Source organism: Herbaspirillum sp. GCM10030257, assembly GCF_042666555.1.
Classification (GTDB): domain Bacteria; phylum Pseudomonadota; class Gammaproteobacteria; order Burkholderiales; family Burkholderiaceae_D; genus Noviherbaspirillum.
This window is the reverse complement of sequence record NZ_JBHTDH010000014.1, coordinates 132,969-153,203: the sequence shown is the minus strand read 5'-3', so window position 1 is coordinate 153,203 and position 20,235 is coordinate 132,969. Positions and strand designations below refer to the sequence as shown.

The 20,235-nt window shown below is 58.0% G+C and carries 17 protein-coding genes; 5 read left to right on the top strand and 12 right to left on the bottom strand.

Annotated elements, in window-relative coordinates; genetic code table 11:
- The first annotated feature begins 183 nt into the window (after positions 1 to 183).
- The 5 genes from ACFQUU_RS20015 (at position 184) to ACFQUU_RS19995 (ending at position 7,548) form a co-directional block, all read left to right on the top strand.
- A complete protein-coding gene (locus tag ACFQUU_RS20015) occupies positions 184 to 2,382 on the top strand; it encodes an LPS-assembly protein LptD (RefSeq protein ID WP_382249879.1) in 2,199 nt (732 codons plus the stop codon).
- Positions 2,383 to 2,406: 24 nt separating this feature from the next.
- Positions 2,407 to 3,855 carry a peptidylprolyl isomerase gene (locus tag ACFQUU_RS20010; protein ID WP_382249878.1) on the top strand — a complete coding sequence of 483 codons (1,449 nt, stop codon included), beginning with the start codon at positions 2,407 to 2,409 and terminating at the stop codon, positions 3,853 to 3,855.
- A gap of 17 nt (positions 3,856 to 3,872) precedes the next feature.
- Positions 3,873 to 4,910, top strand: a complete 1,038-nt coding sequence (gene pdxA / locus ACFQUU_RS20005; RefSeq protein WP_382249877.1) for a 4-hydroxythreonine-4-phosphate dehydrogenase PdxA — start codon at positions 3,873 to 3,875, stop codon at positions 4,908 to 4,910.
- A 57-nt stretch (positions 4,911 to 4,967) separates the two neighbouring features.
- On the top strand, positions 4,968 to 5,747 hold the full coding sequence (gene rsmA / locus ACFQUU_RS20000) for a 16S rRNA (adenine(1518)-N(6)/adenine(1519)-N(6))-dimethyltransferase RsmA (RefSeq protein ID WP_382249876.1): 780 nt from the start codon (positions 4,968 to 4,970) through the stop codon (positions 5,745 to 5,747).
- A 439-nt stretch (positions 5,748 to 6,186) separates the two neighbouring features.
- Positions 6,187 to 7,548 (top strand): diguanylate cyclase domain-containing protein, encoded by a 1,362-nt coding sequence (locus ACFQUU_RS19995; protein WP_382249875.1) that lies wholly within the window; start codon positions 6,187 to 6,189, stop codon positions 7,546 to 7,548.
- Between the two features lie 139 nt (positions 7,549 to 7,687).
- On the opposite strand, the gene gloA is transcribed toward ACFQUU_RS19995, so the two are convergent.
- From gloA to ACFQUU_RS19935, 12 genes are all read right to left on the bottom strand, one after another.
- Positions 7,688 to 8,071 (bottom strand): lactoylglutathione lyase, encoded by a 384-nt coding sequence (gene gloA / locus ACFQUU_RS19990; RefSeq protein ID WP_382249874.1) that lies wholly within the window; start codon positions 8,069 to 8,071, stop codon positions 7,688 to 7,690.
- A gap of 11 nt (positions 8,072 to 8,082) precedes the next feature.
- A complete protein-coding gene (locus ACFQUU_RS19985; protein ID WP_382249873.1) occupies positions 8,083 to 9,009 on the bottom strand; it encodes a M48 family metallopeptidase in 927 nt (308 codons plus the stop codon).
- The gene (locus tag ACFQUU_RS19980; RefSeq protein WP_382249872.1) at positions 8,981 to 9,766 is read right to left on the bottom strand and encodes a lysophospholipid acyltransferase family protein; all 786 of its coding nucleotides are present in this window, start codon (positions 9,764 to 9,766) and stop codon (positions 8,981 to 8,983) included. The genes ACFQUU_RS19985 and ACFQUU_RS19980 overlap by 29 nt, the downstream gene beginning before the upstream one ends.
- Before the next feature lie 84 nt (positions 9,767 to 9,850).
- A complete protein-coding gene (gene gmhB, locus ACFQUU_RS19975) occupies positions 9,851 to 10,411 on the bottom strand; it encodes a D-glycero-beta-D-manno-heptose 1,7-bisphosphate 7-phosphatase (RefSeq protein WP_382249871.1) in 561 nt (186 codons plus the stop codon).
- A 14-nt stretch (positions 10,412 to 10,425) separates the two neighbouring features.
- Positions 10,426 to 12,510, bottom strand: a complete 2,085-nt coding sequence (glyS, locus tag ACFQUU_RS19970) for a glycine--tRNA ligase subunit beta (protein WP_382249870.1) — start codon at positions 12,508 to 12,510, stop codon at positions 10,426 to 10,428.
- A gap of 113 nt (positions 12,511 to 12,623) precedes the next feature.
- On the bottom strand, positions 12,624 to 13,535 hold the full coding sequence (glyQ, locus tag ACFQUU_RS19965; protein WP_382249885.1) for a glycine--tRNA ligase subunit alpha: 912 nt from the start codon (positions 13,533 to 13,535) through the stop codon (positions 12,624 to 12,626).
- Between the two features lie 64 nt (positions 13,536 to 13,599).
- Positions 13,600 to 15,168: an apolipoprotein N-acyltransferase gene (gene lnt / locus ACFQUU_RS19960; RefSeq protein WP_382249869.1), complete on the bottom strand. Its 1,569-nt coding sequence runs from the start codon at positions 15,166 to 15,168 to the stop codon at positions 13,600 to 13,602.
- Positions 15,169 to 15,354: 186 nt separating this feature from the next.
- Positions 15,355 to 16,242, bottom strand: a complete 888-nt coding sequence (locus ACFQUU_RS19955; protein ID WP_382249868.1) for an HlyC/CorC family transporter — start codon at positions 16,240 to 16,242, stop codon at positions 15,355 to 15,357.
- Between the two features lie 267 nt (positions 16,243 to 16,509).
- Positions 16,510 to 16,968, bottom strand: a complete 459-nt coding sequence (gene ybeY / locus ACFQUU_RS19950; protein WP_382249867.1) for an rRNA maturation RNase YbeY — start codon at positions 16,966 to 16,968, stop codon at positions 16,510 to 16,512.
- Entirely contained in the window at positions 16,952 to 17,890 is a 939-nt protein-coding gene (locus ACFQUU_RS19945; RefSeq protein ID WP_382249866.1) for a PhoH family protein, read from the bottom strand. Before ACFQUU_RS19945 ends, ybeY begins: the two co-directional genes overlap by 17 nt.
- A 109-nt stretch (positions 17,891 to 17,999) precedes the next feature.
- Positions 18,000 to 19,340 carry a tRNA (N6-isopentenyl adenosine(37)-C2)-methylthiotransferase MiaB gene (gene miaB, locus ACFQUU_RS19940; RefSeq protein WP_382249865.1) on the bottom strand — a complete coding sequence of 447 codons (1,341 nt, stop codon included), beginning with the start codon at positions 19,338 to 19,340 and terminating at the stop codon, positions 18,000 to 18,002.
- Positions 19,341 to 19,346: 6 nt separating this feature from the next.
- Positions 19,347 to 19,619 carry a hypothetical protein gene (locus ACFQUU_RS19935; RefSeq protein ID WP_382249864.1) on the bottom strand — a complete coding sequence of 91 codons (273 nt, stop codon included), beginning with the start codon at positions 19,617 to 19,619 and terminating at the stop codon, positions 19,347 to 19,349.
- Positions 19,620 to 20,235 lie beyond the last annotated feature (616 nt).

The window sequence follows — 20,235 nt, the reverse complement described above, 5'->3', positions numbered from 1 at the left end:
TTAAAAATTCCTAAGAATCAAAGAGTTATCGATTGGCTTGCAGTTTAGATGGCGTTTCAAAGGTGCTTGTTGCTGCACCATTTCTACTGTTCCCACGGAGTGGTGATCGCGACGACGTGTCGCACAGTTCCCATATAATAAGGGATTCATTCCAAAAAAGCCCCCAGCCGACCCCTTCTTTTCATGAACCGGTTTTCCGCATTTCCTCCATCGCAACTATTGCTTCGACTAATGGCCGCCGCCGTCACGGTGGCCGTTGTGCCGTCGCCGGCGACGGCACAGACAGGGCCTGCGCCCCGCCAGACCGCGGAAGACAGGAACGCCCCGGCCACGATCAGTGCCGAAAAGATGAGCGGTCGCCCGGATCGGGAAGTGATTCTCGAACAGGACGTCGAGATTATCCGAGGCCCGACAACAGTGAATGCGGATACGGCAACGTACCGCATTGTGGAAGACGAGGTGGAAGCCTCCGGCAATATCAGGATGCGCCGTTTCGGCGATACCTATACCGGGGACGAGCTTCGCCTGAAGCTGGAAGCGCAGGAAGGGTATGTGACGAACCCTACCTACCATTTGCAGCGCAACAATGCGCAGGGCGGCGCGGAACGCATCGATTTCGAGGGAGAAGACCGCGCCACGGTCACCGATGGTACCTACAGTACCTGCGAAGGCCCGGATCCTGACTGGTATCTGAAGTCCAGCACGATGAATCTGGATGCCGGGCGGGAGGAGGGCTATGCAAGGAAAACCGTCGTCTACTTCAAGGGCCTGCCCATTCTGGCCGCGCCGGCCATGTCCTTCCCGTTGTCGAAGGAGCGCAAGAGCGGCGTGCTGCCGCCAACGATCGGCACGACCAACCGGGGCGGGCTGGAAGTCACGCTGCCTTATTATTTCAACATCGCCCCCAACCGCGACCTGACGCTGTATCCCAAGCTGTATGCGCGGCGCGGCCTCCAGCTGGGGGCCGAAGCGCGTTACCTTGGGGACGGATATTTCGGCCAGACCCGCGCCGAATACCTGCCGCATGACCGCCAGACCGGCACCGATCGGTATGCCATCTCTTCAACGCATACCCAGAACCTCGCGCCCGGCCTGACTTACGCATGGAATATCAATGCCGCCTCGGATGACCGCTATCCGGACGACTTTTCGCGGACGCTGACCACCAGTTCGCAGCGCTTGCTGGGCCGGGACCTCGCGCTGACCTATGCCGGCAATTTCTGGACGGCCGCAGCCCGCGTATCGAATTTCCAGGTACTGCAAGACCCGGCCGCGCCCATCGTGCGCCCGTATGATCGTCTGCCGCAGCTGACTTTGCAGACCGGCAGGCAGGATGCCGCCGGTTTCGACTGGAACGTCGATACGGAGCTGACCCATTTCTATCATCCTGACCTGATCACTGGTGAGCGATTCCTGGTCAATCCACGGATTTCCTATCCGATTATCCGTCCCGGCTATTTCATTACGCCCAAATTGTCCCTGCATGGCACCGAATACCGCCTGCACGATCGGCCTGTCGGAGCGCCGGACCGGCTGTCGCGCTACCTGCCGACCGTGTCGGTGGACAGCGGACTGGTGTTTGAGCGTGATGCAAAGTTTTTCGGCAACACCATGACGCAGACGCTGGAGCCGCGCCTGTTCTACGTGTACACGCCTTACCGCGATCAAAGCGCTTTTCCGATTTTCGATACTGCTGAAGCCGACCTCAGCTTTGCCCAGTTGTTCAGCGAGAATCGCTTTGTCGGTAACGACCGCGTCAGCGATGCCAATGAAATCACTGCGGCGCTGATCTCGCGCTACATCGAGCCGAGCGGCGCCGAGCGGATGCGTTTAGCGATCGGCCAGCGCTTCTACTTCAACGAACAACGAGTAACGCTCGGCACCGCGCGCAACGAAAGCCGGTCCGATCTGCTGTTGTCCGCATATGGACGCCTGACATCGACCTTCAGTGTCGAGGGCAACCTCCAATACAGCCAGACACTTGATGCGGTCAGCCGTGCCAACTACGGCGTGCAATGGCAGCCCGCACCCAAAAGCGTGCTGAACCTGAAGTATCGCCGCGACCGTATCAACAACCTCGAGCAGGTCGATGTCTCCGCCCAGTGGCCGTTCGCTAATCGCTGGTACGGCGTCTCACGTGTAAATTACTCACTGCCCGACAATAAAGTGGCGGAAGGCTTGCTCGGACTGGAATATAAAGCCGATTGCTGGGTATTCCGTATCGTCGGGCAGCGCACCCCGACCGCGGCATCGAATGCCACGTCGGCGCTCTTTTTCCAGCTGGAACTCAATGGCCTGACCCGCCTTGGTTCGAATCCGCTGAACGCCCTGCGCGAAAACATACCCGGCTACCAGCTGGTCAACCAGCCCGGTAATCCTTAAGACACCTTACGAAGCACCTTCATCATGAATACATTCCAGACTAAGCGAAACGCAAAGAACCCGGTACGACGCATCGCACTGGCGGCGGTGCTCGTTTGTGGCACAGGCTTCCTGCTGCAGGCCCAGGCACAGTTCAAACCTGGCCTCGGCCCGGTGCCGTCACAGGCGCCTGCGCCAAGCGTGGCACCGGGAATGCCCGCACCGGCTACCCAACCTGCCACGCCACGAATTTACCTCGCCGATTCCATCATTGCGGTCGTCAACAACGAAGTGATCACCCGACAGGAACTGGTCGAGCGTCTGCGCCTCGTCGAGCGCCGCATGCGTAACCAGGGCATTGCCTTGCCACCGCAAGCGGAATTCCAGCGCCAGATGCTGGAGCGCATGATCGTCGATCGCGCCCAGCTTCAGCTTGCCAAGGAATACGGCATCCGTGTGGACGACACCATGCTTGATCGTGCGATTGCCCGCATCGCCGAGCAGAACAAGATGACGCTCTCGCAATTTCGTACACAGCTTGAAAAGGATGGCACGCCTTTCGCACGTTTCCGCGAAGACATCCGTGACGACATCGTGATGCAGCGCCTGCGCGAGCGCGAAGTCGACAACAAGATCCAGATCAGCGAATCCGAGGTCGATAACTACCTTGCAGCGGAAAAGGGTACCGTCGCCGGACAAAAGGAATTCAATGTCGCGCATATCCTGATCCGCATTCCGGAAAATGCCACCGCCGAACAGATCGCCGAACGTCGCCGCAAGGCCGATGAAGTGCAGCGTCAGTTGCAGACCGGCGGCGACTTTGCCAAGCTGGCGGCGACCTATTCCGATTCCACCGATGCCTTGTCCGGTGGCGACCTCGGCTGGCGTACACCGGAGCGACTGCCGCAACTGTATGTCGAAACCATCGCCAACATGAAAGCCGGCGACGTGTCGCCGGTCATCAGAAGCAACAGCGGCTTCCACGTCGTCAAGTTTGGCGGGGAACGCGAAGCCAGCGTGATGAAAAGCCCAGGCACTGCTTCCGTGCAGCAGACCCATGTGCGCCATATCCTGATCAAGACCAACCAGATCGTTTCGCCGGCCGACGCCAAGCGCAAACTGACCGAACTCAAACAGCGCCTCGACAACAACGCAGCCAAATTCGAAGACCTGGCAAAGCTGTTTTCGAACGACCTGTCGGCTTCCCGTGGCGGCGATCTTGGCTGGATCTATCCAGGCGACACCGTACCTGAATTCGAGCGTGCGATGGATGCGCTGCAACCCGGGCAGGTCAGCGAACCGATCGAATCGCCGTTTGGCTATCACCTGATCCAGGTGGTCGAGCGCAAGAAGGACGATGTGTCCCAGGAACGTCAACGCCTGATTGCGCGCCAGGCCATCCGTGAACGCAAGCTTGAAGAGGCGACACAGGACTGGCTGCGCCAGGTGCGCGACCGCGCCTACGTCGAATACCGTTTCGACGACGCACGCTGATCGGACGCGGATCTCCCATGAGCAGGCCAACCATTGCCATTACCTGCGGCGAGCCTGCGGGCATCGGTCCCGAGATTTCGATCCGGGCCGCATGGGAACTGCGTGACGAGATTACCAGCGTCCTGATTGGCGACGCCGCGCTGTTGTCGATGATCGCTGGCGACATCGATCCGGCCATCCGGCTGGTCGCCCTGTCGACAATGGCAGTGGCTAATAACGGATTGCCAAGCCTGTCACGTGGCCAGATCGCGGTCATTGATTGTCCGCTGGCTGAACCGGCAGTACCGGGGCGGCTCGACGCACGTAACGGCCACGCGGTGCTCCATACGCTGGATGAGGCGATCACGGGTGCGCTTGAAGGTCGCTTCAATGCCATCGTCACGGCACCATTACAGAAGAGCGTCATCAACGATGCCGGCGTGCCTTTTACCGGCCACACTGAATACCTTGCTGAAAAAACCGGCACGCCACAGGTTGTGATGATGCTGGCCGGCGGCGAGCCGCTGATGCGGGTGGCACTGGCAACCACGCACTTGCCGCTCAAGGACGTGTCGGCCGCCATCACGTTTGATGGCCTGATGCGTACGCTGGACATCGTGCACGCGGACCTGCAGCGCAAATTCGGCTTGCCGCAACCGCGGATTCTCGTCACCGGACTCAATCCGCATGCAGGCGAGGGCGGTTATCTGGGACGTGAAGAAATTGACGTCATTACGCCCGTACTGGAAGCGGCGCGTGCAAAGGGCATCCTGGCGAGCGGACCTTATCCCGCCGATACCCTGTTTCAACCCAAGTATCTCGAACAGGCTGACTGCGTCCTCGCGATGTACCACGACCAGGGCTTGCCCGTGCTCAAGCATGCCAGCTTTGGCCGCGGCGTCAACATCACCCTGGGTCTGCCCATCATCCGCACCTCGGTCGACCACGGTACCGCGCTTGATCTCGCCGCTGCGGGACTGGGCAAGGCAGAACATGGCAGCATGGTCGTAGCAATCCGCGTGGCGGCGGACATGGCTGCAGCATCAGCGTCGGCCAGAGCGCGGCCGGGGCATTGAACTCAGGTTTTGCTGGTGACCACCAGGCCCCCAGCCAGGCAAACAACTTATCCATTCATGAAACATATTCCTCGCAAACGCTTCGGCCAGAACTTTCTGACCGACCAGGCAGTGCTGTACGACATCATTCGTGCGATCGATCCACAGCCCGACGACACCATGGTCGAGATCGGCCCAGGACTGGCGGCCATGACCAGCTTGTTGCTCGAATCGCTGAAGCAGCTCCATGTGGTCGAACTCGACCGTGACCTCGTCGCGCGGCTACGCAAGAATTTCGACCCGCGACGCTTGCAGGTGCACGAGGGTGACGCACTGAAGTTCGACTTTGCATCCATCACGCCTGAACCGGGCCACAAGCTGCGGGTGGTTGGCAATCTTCCTTACAACATCTCCAGTCCTTTGCTATTCCATCTGGCCGACATCGCACCGCAGGTACAGGACCAGCATTTCATGCTGCAGAAGGAAGTCGTTGAGCGCATGGTGGCCGAGCCTGGCAGCAAGACGTATGGCCGCTTGTCGGTAATGCTGCAATGGCGTTATCACATGGACTTGTTGTTTGTCGTGCCGCCGACGGCCTTCGATCCGCCGCCGCAGGTGGACTCAGCGATTGTTCGCATGATTCCCGTGGCAAGCCCCTTGCCCTGCGAGGTCACCGCGCTGGAACAGGTCGTGACGAAAGCGTTTTCACAGCGTCGCAAAGTCATCCGCAACTGTGTCGCCGGCATGTTCAGTGAGAACGATCTGGTCGATGCCGGGGTCGATCCGCAGGCGCGGCCCGAGGCGGTACCGCTGGAACAATTTGTCGCGTTGGCCAACCGCCTTGGCAAGAAAGGCTGACCGGCGTACGTCGGTGCCGAAGCTGGGTTACATTCAAAACCGAAACGATTGCGTTGCAACACGGACCCTTGTCGCTGGACATCATGCTTGCAGGACGTCCGACCGGGTCAGACCCGGGAACATCGCGCTCTTTACGGCCCTATCATTCTGGCTGATGACAGGCAGAGACTGATAGAGACTGGTCCGTAGTTGGCTGTGCAGCGTCGTATCACACAGGCAACTGTGGCAGGTAATCGGTGCAGTGGGATCTCCGGGTGCAGGTGGTGCAGGTGGCAGGTCGTGCCGGTGCCGGGACGAAAGGAGAAAGCAAGTCGTTTGTAGCGAGGTGTGCGCTCACAAGGGGACGATGTTAAATTAAGCGTAATCACGCGTGCCTTATGGCGTTCTGCACCGGAATGGCAAGTGCGCATTGTCACCTTAATAGATCATAGGCTCGCGCATGGATACAAAGAGCTTTGCGACTTTGGCAAGTTTTACCGACCTGATGCTCGATGCGATCTGCGTTGTCGACTCGGAGGGATACTTTGTATTCATCGGCGCCGCATGCGAACGCATCTTCGGCTACAAACCCGATGAAATGGTAGGCAGGAACATGATCGAGTTTGTCGCCCCCGAGGACAGGGCACGTACGCTGCAAGCCGCCAATAGCATCATGGCCGGAAAGCCAATGCCACATTTCGAGAATCGTTACGTGCGCAAGGACGGACAAATCGTGCACATCATGTGGTCGGCAAGGTGGTCCGAAGCGGACCGTTTGCGCATTGCCGTCGCCCGCGACATCACCGAGCGCAAGCAGGCCGAACTCATGCAGGCCGCGCTTTACGATATCTCCGAGGCTGCCCATGCGGTGGAAGATCTCCCCGGCCTGTTTTGCCAGATCCATCAAATTATCGGCAAGCTGCTGCCTGCGCTGAATTTTTCCGTGGTTCTTCACGATGACAAGCATCAGCGGCTCAGCTTTCCATATCATGTCGATCAATACGACAGCAACGATCCCGCACGCAGGCAATCCGCAATCGCGGCATTCTGTGAAGAGATCATCCGTAGCCGCCAGCCGCGACTGCTTGGAGCGAACCTGCCACATGCCTTTCCTCATGATGTACATGTGCTCGCCGATGCTGAAGCGGTTTCCATTCTGGGTGTTCCCCTGGATACGCAGCGAGGCACGATCGGCGCCCTGGTTTTAACCAGCCATATAGGTGGCGCGCATTACACCGAAAGAGAAAAGGAATTGCTGCAGTTCGTTTCCACGCAGATTGCCACTGCGATCGAGCGCAAGCGCTTGTATGCGCGCTTGCAGCACACTGCACACCACGACATGCTGACCAATCTGCCCAACAGGGGATTGCTATATGACCGCCTGGAGTCGGCTCTCGCACGGGCGGAACGACAGCATGGCAAATTGTCGCTGCTCTTTATGGATCTGAACGGTTTCAAGCAGGTTAACGACCAGTATGGCCACGGCGCGGGGGACTTGCTGTTGCAGGAAGTGGCACGCCGGCTCTCGGAGGCGGTGCGGCATTCGGATACGGTTGCCCGGATTGGCGGCGACGAATTTGTCGTGCTGCTTGAAAGCGTGCATCTGCAGGAGCACATCACGTCGGTCGTCGAGAAAGTTCGTGGCGCCTTCGACCAGTCTTTCAATCTTGACGGGCATCTTGTCCGGGTGACGCCCAGCATCGGTATTGCGCACTATCCCGAGCATGGCGACAGAGCGCAGCAGCTGCTCAAGCATGCGGACAATGCAATGTATGCGGCAAAGGGGGCGCATCGCGACGGCACCCGCAGGAAAGACATGTAGGGCCGTTCTGGCGCTCGTCCCATCGTCGATCCTGCGTGCTGCTCAGGCAATCTGGCGGCTAAATGCTGTAGGAAGCCTGCGGCAGAACCTGCGTCGTGCCGCATACGGTTTCAATCGCGTAGCGCGGAGTACAAACAAATTAATGGCGCTGGATGAACTCGATCTTGTATCCGTCCGGGTCCTGCACGAAGGCAATCACCGTGTTGCCGCCTTTGACGGGGCCCGCTTCGCGCGTCACCGTGCCACCCTGTGCCTTGACGGCTTCGCAGGTCTTGTACGCATCGTCAACCTCGATTGCGATATGGCCGTACGCGCTGCCAAGGTCGTACTTGTCGACGCCATAGTTATAGGTCAGTTCGAGTTCCGCGTGTTCCGGGTTTTTTCCGTAACCGACGAAGGCGAGCGTATATTTCTGCTCGGGGCGGTCGGTGGTGCGCAACAGGCTCATGCCCAGCACCTTGGTATAAAAATCGATGGAGCGTTGCAGGTCGCCGACCCGCAGCATGGTGTGAAGAATACGCATACTGAATCCTTTTAAAAAATTGGCAGGCTTTCCGGTCCACTGTCACGCAAGACGCGTTTTGCGGCCTGGAACTCGGGAAAGACGGATTGCACCGTTGCCCAGAAGCGCGGACTGTGATTCATCTCGCGCAGGTGCGACAGTTCATGGGCCACGACATAGTCAATCATTGGCAAGCCAAAATGGATGAGCCGCCAATTGAGTCGGATCTTGCCTTCGGCATTACAGGAACCCCACTGCGTCGTTGCCGACGACAATGCGAACGATTGATACGTCACGCCCAGTCTTTCCGCATATACAGGCAGGCGCTCCGCGAAGATACGTTTCGCCTCGGCCTGCAGCCATCCTTGGACCCGGTCTTTCAACTGTTGTTCACCCGCTTCGGGTGGCAGGCAGACTGTCAGCTCGCGCGCCTGCGCGTCGTAGACAATGCCGGCAGCCTGCGTGGCAAGAATACGCAGCGTGATGTCGTTGCCAAGGTAGGGCAGGGTTGCGCCGTCGCACCACTGCATCTGTGGCTGCAGCCGTCGTGCGGAACGTTCGCGCCGCTCACTGAGCTTGGTCAGGACCCAGCGCTGCTTTTCGCGGATGGCGCTTTCGATTTCCGCGATCGGTACCCATCTCGGCGCGGTAATCCGCAAGCCATCCTCGTCGATCAGGAAACCGATGGTGCGCCGCTTCGAGCGCTGCAACCGGTATTCGAGAAGATAATCGCCAATCTGCACGCGGCGGCCTCCTGGCGTTGCCGCCTGAGGGCCGGATGCGGGTGGCAGGGAAAGAAGTTCGGGCGATTCCCGTGATGGGAGGTTGCCGGCGGGCGGCACATGTTGCGGTGCCGGCCGGTCGACACGCGGTTGCGACGAAGGCGTGTCGGGTGAAAAAAAGTCGAGCTGCAGCGCGAGCTGTTGGGGATCAGGCGGAGTCTGGCGTAGCAGCTTCAAGAGAATTTGAGACCTTGTTGTTTGAATAAATTCCGGGCGAGGAAATCACCCGCATCTCGGATTCTATCCAATTTTCAACTTGTTGAATGACATCGTTCGAATTCCGCCCGGTGGTGGGAATCGGTTTGCCGATCGATACCGTGATCAAGCCAGGTTTTTTGATGAAGGAATTCTTGGGCCAGCATTCGCCGGCATTCAAGGCAATCGGGATCACCGGCACGCCGGTATCGATGGCGAGGCGCGCGCCGCCACTCTTGTATTTGCCTTGTGAACCGACGTAGGAGCGTGTGCCTTCGGGGAACATGATGATCCACTGGCCGCTGGCCAGGCGCTTCTTGCCTTGCTCGACCACCATCGCAAAGGCGTCCTTGGCCTTGCTGCGGTCGATCGGGATCATGCGCAGCAATGCCAGTCCCCAGCCGAAGAAGGGGACATACAGCAACTCTTTTTTGAACACGTAGACCAGCGGCCGTGGCAATGCATAGAACAAGAAAATCGTTTCCCATGCGGACTGGTGCTTGGACAGCACGATGGCTGGCGAGTCGGGCAGGTTTTCAGCGCCCTTGATCTGATACCGGATACCGCAAACCAATCGCGCGGCGTTAATCACAAACTTGTTCCACAAGCCGGTCAGGTAGTAGCGCTGGTTGTACGGCAGCGGCGAAAACACTAAGCACATAGGCGCCCAGACAAGCGTGGCAATCGTCATCAGCAGCATGAAGATCAGCGAACGCAGGAAAAGAATCGGGTGGGACATGACATCTCCGGATGCAGCCGAACTATCGGCAAAAAAATGATTATAGAAGGGTGGTAGCGGGCTTGGCGCAATGCCTGCAGCCGCTTATGCCACGCTGGGAAGACCTGTCCGGCTTTTCAGCAGGTGGTCGACGGCGGCGGCCAGGTTGTTATGGATGGTCGTTCCCGGGGGAAGGCCGCCCTTGGCACGTGTCTTTTCACCTTTTCCGGTCAGCACCAGATACGGTGTGCAGCCGACGACGAAACCCGCTTGCAGATCACGCAGCGAATCGCCAACGTTCGGTACGCCCTTGAGGCTGACTTCGAATCGCCGCGAGATTTCCTGCAACATGCCGGGCTTCGGCTTGCGGCAATCGCAGTGATCGTCGGCCGCGTGCGGGCAAAAGAAAATCGCGTCGATATCGGCCCCTGCCTGCTGAGCCGCGGCATGAAGCTTCTGGTGGATGGCGTTGAGCGTGACGATGTTGAACAGGCCACGCGCAATGCCGGACTGATTGGTCGCCACGACCACCCGATAACCCGCCTGGTTCAGGCGGGCGATCGCTTCAAACGAACCGGGGATCGGTACCCATTCGTCCGGCGACTTGATGAATTCGTCAGAGTCATGGTTGATGACGCCGTCACGATCCAGAATGATGAGCTTCATGCGCTTGCTCCGCCTTAAGCGGCCAGCTTCGAAATATCCGCCACCTGGTTCATCATGCCGTGCAGGTCCGACAACAGGGCGAGACGGTTGTTGCGCAGTTGTTCGTCTTCCGCCATGACCATCACGTCATTGAAGAAGGCATCGACGTTGTTGCGCAGTTGAGCCAGTGATTTCAGCGTGCCGGAGAAATCTCCCTTGGCAAAAGCGGCATCGACCTGCGGCTTGAGCTGCGTCATTGCCGAATACAAGCCTTCTTCCGCAACTTCCTTCAGCAGCCCTTGCTGCACGCCCTTGTTGGCACCGTCGGTCTTCTTGAGGATATTGGTGATGCGCTTGTTGGCTGCCGCGAGCGACTCGGCTTCGGGCAGCGCGGCAAAGGCCTTGACCGCATCCAGGCGCTCGACGATGTTGTCCAGGCGGTCCGGATTCTGTGCAACGACCGCTTCGATTTCATTCTGTGCATAGCCGCGCTCACGCAGCAGGCCACGCAGACGATCGAGCATGAAGGCTGCTACTTCAGCGGTCGGATCCTTGAAGTTCGCGTTGCCTGCAAACAGCTGGGCCGCGTCCTGCAACAGCGTGCTGAGCGACAGCGGCAGGCGTTTCTCGACCAGCATGCGCAGCACGCCGAGGGCGTGGCGACGCAAGGCGAACGGGTCCTTGTCGCCGGTCGGCTGCAGGCCGATGCCCCAGATGCCGACCAGGGTCTCCAGCTTGTCGGCAAGCGCAACCACCGTGCCCGTCGTGGTCGAGGGCAGGGCATCGCCGGCAAAGCGCGGCTGATAGTGTTCCGATGCAGCGAGCGCGACTTCGTCCGGCTCACCGTCGTGACGCGCATAGTATGTGCCCATGATGCCTTGCAACTCGGGGAATTCACCGACCATGTCGGTCAGCAAGTCCGCCTTGGCCAGTAGCGCGCCGCGTTCGGCCAGCGCCACGTCGGCCTGCAGCATGGCTGCGATGCGGCCGGCCAGGGTTTTGACACGCTCGGTACGCTGCCCTTGTGTGCCCAGTTTGTTGTGATAGACCACATTGGCCAGTCCCGGCAGGCGGTCGACCAGCTTCTTTTTCTTGTCCTGCTCAAAGAAGAATTTTGCGTCGGAAAGGCGCGGGCGGACGACGCGCTCATTGCCGCCGATGATATGTTGCGGGTCGCTTGTTTCCAGGTTGGACACGATCAGGAAACGCGAACGCAACTTGCCGGCCGCATCGGTCAGTGCGAAATATTTCTGGTTGGTCTGCATGGTGAGGATCAGGCATTCCTGCGGTACCGACAGGAAGGTGTCCTCGAACCTGCATTCATACACGACTGGCCATTCCACCAGTGCGGTGACTTCATCGACCAGCGATTCGGGCATCAACACTTTGTCGCCGCCGGCCTTCGCCAGCAATTCATTGCGGATTCTTTCCTTGCGCGCGCCGACCGAGGGAATGGTCTTGCCTTTTTCCTGCAGGGTCGTCGCATAGGATTCCGCGTTGGTGATGCTCAGTTCCCCCTGCGACAGGAAGCGATGGCCGAGCGTGGTGCGACCTGCGCTGAGGCCGAGTGCGGTAACCGGCACAATGTCGGTGCCATGCAGCGCAATCAGTTTGTGCGCCGGACGCACGAACTGGACGGTGCTGCCATCCGGGCGCTGGTAACTCATCAGCTTGGGAATCGGCAGCTTGCCCAGTGTTTCCTCCAGCGCGGTCTGCAGACCATTCTGCAGCGTCGAACCGGGCGCGGTATAGGTATAAAAGAAGCTTTCGGCCTTGCCGTCGGAAGCGCGTTCCAGGTCGCTGATCTTGAGATCCGGGAAGCCTAGCGCAGCGAGTTTCTTCGCCAGCGGCGCTGCGGGATTGCCTTCCTTGTCGAGCGCGACCGCCACCGGCAAAACCTTTTCGCGAATCGATTTGTCCGGCGATGTCGCGCGTACCTTGGTGACCGTGACCGCAAGGCGGCGCGGCGTCGCGTAGGCAGTGGCAACCGCATCGGCCTCGACAAAATCGCGCGACTTCAATCCATTGAGAATACCGTTGGCAAATGCATCGCCTAGCTTGGCGAGCGCCTTTGGCGGAAGTTCTTCGGTAAGCAGTTCGACTAACAGTGTTTGTGTCATTTTTTGCGGTCGTCCCGGCGCGTGCCGGGACTGGTTGTCTTTACGGTGGTGGCCGGCCTTGTGCCAGCTGCTTGGAACTTAAGGCTTGAGGATTGCGGCCCGGGACCCTTGGCTCAGGCTGCCTTGCGCGTGTCGCCGCACATCGGGAAACCCAGCTTCTCGCGTGACTCATAGTACGCCTGCGCGACGGCGCGCGACAGGTTACGGATGCGGCCGATATACGCTGCACGCTCCGTGACGGAGATCGCACCGCGCGCGTCCAGCAGGTTGAACGTATGTGCCGCCTTCAGGATCATTTCATACGCCGGCAGCGCAAGCGGCACTTCCAGCAGGCGCTTGGCTTCGGATTCGTAGTTACCGAACAGCGAGAACAGGAATTCCGTATTGGAATGCTCGAAGTTGAAGGTCGACTGCTCGACTTCATTCTGGTGGAACACGTCGCCGTAGGTGAGGCGCTTGGTCACGCCATTTTCTTCCCATTCGGTCCATACCAGGTCGTAGACATTTTCAACACCCTGCAGGTACATCGCGAGGCGCTCGATGCCGTAGGTGATTTCGCCGAGCACCGGCTTGCAGTCGAGGCCGCCGACCTGCTGGAAGTAAGTGAACTGGGTCACTTCCATGCCGTTGAGCCAGACTTCCCATCCGAGGCCCCAGGCGCCGAGCGTTGGATTTTCCCAGTCATCCTCGACAAAACGCACGTCATTCTGTTTCAGGTCCAGGCCAAGTGCTTCCAGCGAGCCGAGATACAGGTCGAGAATATTTTCCGGTGCCGGCTTCAGCACCACCTGGTATTGGTAGTAGTGCTGCATGCGGTTCGGGTTCTCGCCATAGCGGCCGTCCTTCGGGCGGCGCGACGGCTGCACATAGGCGGCACGCCAGGGCTCCGGTCCGATCGCGCGCAGGAAGGTCGCGGTGTGCGAGGTGCCAGCACCGACTTCCATGTCGTAGGGCTGGAGCAGTGCGCAACCTTGCGCATCCCAATACTCCTGCAGCTTGAGAATGACTTGTTGAAATGTGAGCATCGTATCGTTGCCCGACTGCGCGAGCAGCCCGGGGCCAAGAGGGAAAATTGCCAAACCGTAGATTTTAGCGGGTTTTGGCAGCAGCAGGCGCATTCTTGCGTCCGCCGCGATGGCGCCAGAACGCTGCGGCAATCAGCAGGATGGTAGCCGCAATGACAAGACTATTGCCAAAACGACTGTAGGGCGTGAGGCCATCATAACCCTGCACATTGGCGGCCAGCACCGCGCGTTCGAACGGCGCAAGGCGGGCAATGACTTCACCTTTGGGGCCGATGACCGCAGTGACGCCGGTATTGGTCGAGCGCAGCATCGGGCGACCGCTTTCCATTGACCGCAATTGAGAAATCTGCAAATGTTGTGGCAAGGCAATCGAATCGCCAAACCAGGCGATGTTTGACACGTTAAGCAGGATAGTCGGCCGTGGCCTGCCTGACATGCCGCCTGCCGCTAGCTGCGCCGCAATCTCTTCGCCGAACAAGTCTTCATAACAGATGTTGGGCATGACCCATTGGTCACGCACGGCAAACGGTGCCTGCAATAGCTGGCCACGACCGAAATCCCCGAGTGGAATGTTCATCATGTCAACGAACCAGCGGAAGCCCGGCGGGATGAATTCGCCGAAGGGCACCAGATGGTGCTTGTCATAACGATATGTCGGTGCGGCTGATGTAGTCGAGACAGGTGAGAATCCCACCACGCTGTTCGCGTATTGACCTGGCCCATCGCTGAAGGGGAGGCCCACAATCACGTGACTGTCGGTATGACGTGCGAACGTTGAGAGCGAATCAAGATAATCCGGCGGGAGACGGCTGGACAGTAAAGGAATCGCCGTTTCCGGTGTTGCAATCAGGTTCGCCGGCTGCGCTGAAATCATGTCGTGGTAGAGCGACAGCGTTGACTGCAATACCTCCGGTGCAAACTTCATTTCCTGCGGCACATTGCCTTGCAACAGGCGTACGGAAATAGGGCCACCATACGGTGTCGTCCATTCCACTTGCTTGAGCGAAAAACCGAGTACAAGCAGAACGGCAGCCAGTACCAGCGGTCCTCTTTTGAATGGCAGCAAGGCGATGCATCCTGCGACAAGGGCCGACCCCAGCGCCAGCCCATAGACGCCTACCAGGGGTGCAAATCCCCCGAGTGGCCCCGCCGAATGCGCGTAGCCGGAACTGACCCAGGGGAAACCCGTCAGCATCCAGCCACGCAGCCATTCGGCCAAGGTCCACATGGCGGGGAGCAGCATCAGCGCGGTAACGCCTGCGGTTGCCGACCACCGACGGCGCAACCAGTTTGCAAGACCGAAACCAATGCCGGCATATACGCTGAGCGCCACCGACAACACCACCACGGCCAACGCCGCCATCCATGCCGGCATCCCGCCATAACGGTGCATGCTGATGTAAAGCCAATGTACGCCAGTGATCAGCGTACCCGTGCTGTAGGCCCAGCCTATCCATGCGCTACGAGCGGGCGAGGTCTCACGCAGAGCCATCCAGAAAACCAATGCCAGCGTCAGGATCTGCAGTGGCCACAGATGGAATGGTGCAAAGGCGAACACATTTAATCCACCCGAGACAAGGGCGATTAGCGTGACGGCATACGAGGATGGACGAAAGGACGGGTTGAGTTTCACGCAATCAGGAATTGTTGTTATGAGCCTTGCCAGTTACGCAGGATACGCTTGCCACGGATGCCACGCCATGGCCAAACGGCATGATACCGGCGTTGCAATGGCTGCGCTGTGCATGCGTTTGCAGGCCGGGCATCACGTGGCCATGCACAGTGGGAAAGAGGAAGGACAGTCCGCGCCCTTCAACGTTCAAGACATGGACTCTGGACGCTGGCCCGGGAGCAGCTTTTCCACCAGCAGTACGTGGACTTGGCGCGCATCCGCGCGCAGCACTTCAAAGCGCAGCTGATCGATATCGAATACATCTCCCTTGCGCGGCACGCGGCCGAGATGGTTGGCCACCAGACCGCCGATGGTGTCGACATCGTCATCGGAAAACGATGAGCCCAACGCTTCATTAAACTGTGAAATTTCCGTCAGCGCCTTCACGCGCCAGCGTACGCCACGCGAGCCATTGCTTACAGGAAGAATATTGTCTTCCTCTTCGTCGAAGTCGTATTCATCTTCGATATCGCCGACGATTTGCTCAAGCACATCTTCAATAGTAATCAGTCCTGCCACGCCACCGTATTCATCAACAACGATCGCCATATGATTGCGATTGGCGCGGAAATCACGCAGCAGCACATTCAGCTGTTTGGACTCGGGAATAAAAATCGCGGGGCGCAGCATGTCGCGCACGTCAAAGGAATCTTCGGCGTAATAACGCAACAAGTCCTTTGCCAGCAGAATGCCGACGACCTTGTCGCGGTCGCCATCAATCGCGGGAAAACGCGAGTGGGCGGTTTCCAGTACGGCAGGCATCCACTCTTCGATTGACTTGTTCAGGTCAATCACATCCATTTGCGGACGCGGAACCATGATGTCGCGGGCAGAAAGATCGGATACCTGAAAAACCCCTTCGATCATCGACAAGGCGTCGGCGTCGATGAGATTGCGCCCATGCGCGTCGTGCAGGATCTCAAGTAACTCCGCACGGTTTTCGGGTTCGGGGGAAATCAGCGCGGTCAGGCGTTCGAACAGCGACCGCTGTGGTTTGGTGTCAAGGAATTTGGCACCACTAGGGTGATCTTGCATATGGCGGGTAGCCGTAGTTCAGGAGAATATAGGATACAACAAATGGGTGGTCAAAAACTCAAAATACCTTGCGTCGGGACTTGTCCGAAATCTATAGCTGGTTTCGTCCTGGCGGATCAAGCATGGATTGATATGGTTTGTCTGGCAAGGCGCCGAATGCCGGATGACCTTGTCAGACAAAGTACATAAAAATCCGGCAACGTGGACTGGCATACCAGGGCAGCCCGCATCGCTAGATGCGATTGATACAGTCTAGGCGAAAACGCTCTACTGTTCCGCATACGGATTGCTTTCGCCGAGGCTTGCCAGAATCTCTATTTCAAGCTGCTCCATTTCGGTCGCCTCGTCATCGGTTTCATGGTCGTAACCTTGCGCGTGCAGCACACCGTGCACCACCAGGTGCGCAGTGTGCGCTTGCACCGACTTCTTTTGCTCATCGGCTTCGCGCTGCAGCACATCCGTACACAGAATGATATCCGCTTGCGTCACTTCGCTTTCCTCGTCCTCGGTGTAGGCGAAAGTCAGCACGTTGGTTGCGTAATCCTTGCCCCGGTATTCACGGTTCAGCACGCGACCTTCCTCGGCATTCACGAAACGAATGGTCAACTCAGCCGGTGCGAACAGGGCCGCCTGCACCCAGCGCCGGATGTCAGTGCGGGGAATCAGGTCCTTGAGTCGCGTATCCGGATACTGAACAGACAACGTCAGCTTATTTTTTTGCGACATGTCTTGCGATTGCGCTCCGCGGCGTGCTGGCAGCGTCATAAGCATCGACGATACGGGCAACCAGGGGATGACGGACGACGTCAGCGCTTGTAAAGTGAGTAAAGGCAATACCGCGGACGTTCTTCAGAATCTGTACCGCATCAACCAAGCCGCTTTTCTGTGTGCGTTGCAAGTCGATCTGCGTGACGTCACCGGTCACCACGGCCTTGCTGCCAAACCCGATACGCGTGAGAAACATTTTCATCTGTTCCGGCGTGGTGTTCTGCGCCTCGTCGAGAATGATGAACGCATGGTTCAGCGTGCGGCCGCGCATATAGGCCAGCGGTGCAATCTCGATGACTTGCTTCTCGAACATTTTCTGCGTCTTGTCAAAGCCGAGCAGGTCGTACAGCGCATCGTAGAGCGGTCGCAGGTAAGGATCGACTTTCTGTGTCAGGTCACCAGGGAGGAAACCAAGGCGTTCACCAGCTTCGACTGCCGGGCGTGTCAGCACGATACGTTTGACCGCATCACGTTCCAGCGCGTCGACGGCACAGGCGACGGCAAGGTAGGTCTTGCCGGTACCAGCAGGGCCTACGCCAAAAGTCACGTCATGCTCGAGAATTGCCTTGAGATACTGGTTTTGATGCGGCGTACGACCACGCAAGTCACTGCGGCGGGTTTTCAGCGCAGGCGCAACCAGTTCGGCATCGTCGGGTTCGTCAGTATCCTTTTTCGCTTCGTCTTCCTGTTTGCCCGCGCGTTGCTCGACCAGGGCAAGCTGTACGTCTTCTACCGAAATCGGGTTGTCAGCGATCTGGTAAAAGTTTTCGAGAAGTTCCACGGCGCGCGGCGCATTGTTGCCGCTGATAATGAATTTTTCGCCTCGGCGGAAGATGGTGACATCTAGAGCGGCGGAGATTTGCCGAAGGTTTTCGTCCATCGGCCCGCATAGATGCGCGAGCCGCTTGTTATCCAGCGGCTCGGGAATGAATTGTTGAGTATGAGCAGGAATTTTGAGTGTCAAAGTGAGTTGTAGGTGTCGCTGAGATTCACTGTTTGATAACAAGTTCGCCGCGTAACGAATACGGGAAAGCCTGCACTATATTTACATCAACCAGCTGGCCGATCAGGCGTTCCGGATGCGGCCCCGCCGCGAAATTGACCACGCGGTTATTTTCGGTTCGTCCCTGGAGTTCTTGCGGATCCTTCTTCGAAGGACCTTCCACCAGGATACGCTGGACGCTGCCAACCATTGCCTGGCTGATTTTGCGTGCATTGGCTTCGACCGTGGCCTGCAAGTGCTGCAAACGCTTCAGCTTGACTTCGTATGGCGTGTCATCCTGCAGGTTTGCGGCGGGCGTACCAGGGCGGGGGCTAAAGACAAAACTAAAGCTGGTGTCATAGCCGATATCGTTGATCAGCTTCATCAAGGCGTCGAAATCGGCTTCCGTCTCTCCCGGAAACCCGACGATGAAATCGCTCGATACTGATATGTTGGGCCGGACTTCGCGCAGGCGGCGGATCACCGACTTGTATTCGAGGACGGTGTAGCCGCGCTTCATTGCCATCAGGATGCGATCGGAACCATGCTGTGCCGGCAGGTAAAGATGATCGACCAGCTTTGGCACTTTGGCATAGGTATCGATCAGGCGCTGGGTAAATTCTTTCGGATGGCTGGTAACGAAGCGGATACGCTCGATGCCCGGAATCTCCGCGACGTATTCGATCAGCAGTGCAAAGTCCGCAATTTCACCATCGGCCATGGCGCCGCGATAGGCATTGACGTTCTGACCGAGCAGTGTAATTTCCTTGACGCCCTGGGTCGCCAGTCCGGCAACTTCGGTGAGCACATCGTCAAAACGGCGCGATACTTCTTCGCCCCGGGTGTACGGCACCACGCAATAGCTGCAGTATTTGCTGCAGCCTTCCATGATCGATACGAATGCGGTGGCGCCTTCGACCTTGGCAGGAGGAAGGTGGTCAAACTTTTCGATTTCCGGAAAGCTGATGTCAACCTGTGAGCGGCCAGTCGCGCGGCGCTGGTTGATCAGTTCCGGCAGGCGGTGCAAGGTCTGTGGTCCGAACACCACGTCGACATACGGTGCACGCTTGACGATCGCTTCACCTTCCTGGGAGGCCACGCAGCCGCCTACACCGATCACCAGATCCGGTTTCGCCTGCTTGAGTTCACGCAGGCGGCCAAGATCCGAAAACACCTTTTCCTGCGCCTTTTCACGCACTGAGCAAGTGTTCAGGAGGATGACGTCCGCTTCTTCCGGCGTTTCCACCTTCTCAAGGCCATCGGAGGCGTTGAGTACGTCTGCCATCTTGTCCGAGTCGTACTCGTTCATCTGGCAGCCGAAGGTTTTGATAAAGACTTTTTTCGACATGGCTGATTACTGCTTGCTATTCGTTTGTTTGCTGACCGGCTCGCTTGCCTCGTCAGCAGAGAGGATCCAGACCCGGTCTATGTGTCCGTTGGCGTCTTCGGTGTAGTTGACCACAAGGTCGCTGCCGCGCAGGGATGCGGGCATCTGCACCAGATTGTCTTCATTCCAGATCCGCGCGCCCGGGGCGAGCTGCCGCGATTGCCCTTGAATCACGATGTCGGGATAAGGCGCAGGCGTCATCTTGCCGCGCTTGGTTTGCGCCGGAAACGGCCTGTCCATGGCAGATGCCAGAGAAGACAGGACGAGCAAAAAGGAAAAAAGGAAGAGGGGGCGTCGCCACATCTCAAAACCCCGTTAGTTAAAAAGCCGCCCCTATGGAGCAAAAGTTACCGCGCAAGTTCAGCGGCAATCCAACTTCTGTCTGCGAGGTCATCGAGTCGGCTGGTAGGCTGGCCAAGTCTGGCAGACAAGCGCCCGCATTATAGCATCGCGGCGTTTTATGCCTTCAACCACGCTGGACCGCCACGCGTTGAAATGCGATGCAACAACTGCAATCTTTGCTTACATAACTTTCAATTTATTCAATTATTTTATTGACAATTGTCAAAACATACATCAACATCGCGGCTCTTTTGTTGTTGAATTAATAATGCTATTTGAATAAGTGATCAAGCGGTATCGGTACTCCAAAAGACCGAAGGTAGGAACGGTGAATGCACATGCAAACACGCATTCAGAGACGCTGCAAGCTTTGGTCAGATCCCTCGAAGATCTGCATGTTGGATGGAATCGATGGTTAAGGGCCGTCATTCAAGTCAGGTTGAGGAGATTGGATTTATGAGATTAAAAAACAGCCTATTTGACGCATGCCTTACCTTCGCGCCTTATACCAATC

Excerpts from the sequence above, each read along its gene's own strand:
- ACFQUU_RS20015 (WP_382249879.1), top strand. The coding sequence starts at position 184 with ATGAACCGGTTTTCCGCATTTCCTCCATCGCAACTATTGCTTCGACTA.
- ACFQUU_RS20010 (WP_382249878.1), top strand. The coding sequence starts at position 2,407 with ATGAATACATTCCAGACTAAGCGAAACGCAAAGAACCCGGTACGACGC.
- pdxA (WP_382249877.1), top strand. The coding sequence starts at position 3,873 with ATGAGCAGGCCAACCATTGCCATTACCTGCGGCGAGCCTGCGGGCATC.
- rsmA (WP_382249876.1), top strand. The coding sequence starts at position 4,968 with ATGAAACATATTCCTCGCAAACGCTTCGGCCAGAACTTTCTGACCGAC.
- ACFQUU_RS19995 (WP_382249875.1), top strand. The coding sequence starts at position 6,187 with ATGGATACAAAGAGCTTTGCGACTTTGGCAAGTTTTACCGACCTGATG.
- gloA (WP_382249874.1), bottom strand. The coding sequence starts at position 8,071 with ATGCGTATTCTTCACACCATGCTGCGGGTCGGCGACCTGCAACGCTCC.
- ACFQUU_RS19980 (WP_382249872.1), bottom strand. The coding sequence starts at position 9,766 with ATGTCCCACCCGATTCTTTTCCTGCGTTCGCTGATCTTCATGCTGCTG.
- gmhB (WP_382249871.1), bottom strand. The coding sequence starts at position 10,411 with ATGAAGCTCATCATTCTGGATCGTGACGGCGTCATCAACCATGACTCT.
- glyS (WP_382249870.1), bottom strand. The coding sequence starts at position 12,510 with ATGACACAAACACTGTTAGTCGAACTGCTTACCGAAGAACTTCCGCCA.
- glyQ (WP_382249885.1), bottom strand. The coding sequence starts at position 13,535 with ATGCTCACATTTCAACAAGTCATTCTCAAGCTGCAGGAGTATTGGGAT.
- ACFQUU_RS19955 (WP_382249868.1), bottom strand. The coding sequence starts at position 16,242 with ATGCAAGATCACCCTAGTGGTGCCAAATTCCTTGACACCAAACCACAG.
- ybeY (WP_382249867.1), bottom strand. The coding sequence starts at position 16,968 with ATGTCGCAAAAAAATAAGCTGACGTTGTCTGTTCAGTATCCGGATACG.
- ACFQUU_RS19945 (WP_382249866.1), bottom strand. The coding sequence starts at position 17,890 with ATGGACGAAAACCTTCGGCAAATCTCCGCCGCTCTAGATGTCACCATC.
- miaB (WP_382249865.1), bottom strand. The coding sequence starts at position 19,340 with ATGTCGAAAAAAGTCTTTATCAAAACCTTCGGCTGCCAGATGAACGAG.
- ACFQUU_RS19935 (WP_382249864.1), bottom strand. The coding sequence starts at position 19,619 with ATGGACAGGCCGTTTCCGGCGCAAACCAAGCGCGGCAAGATGACGCCT.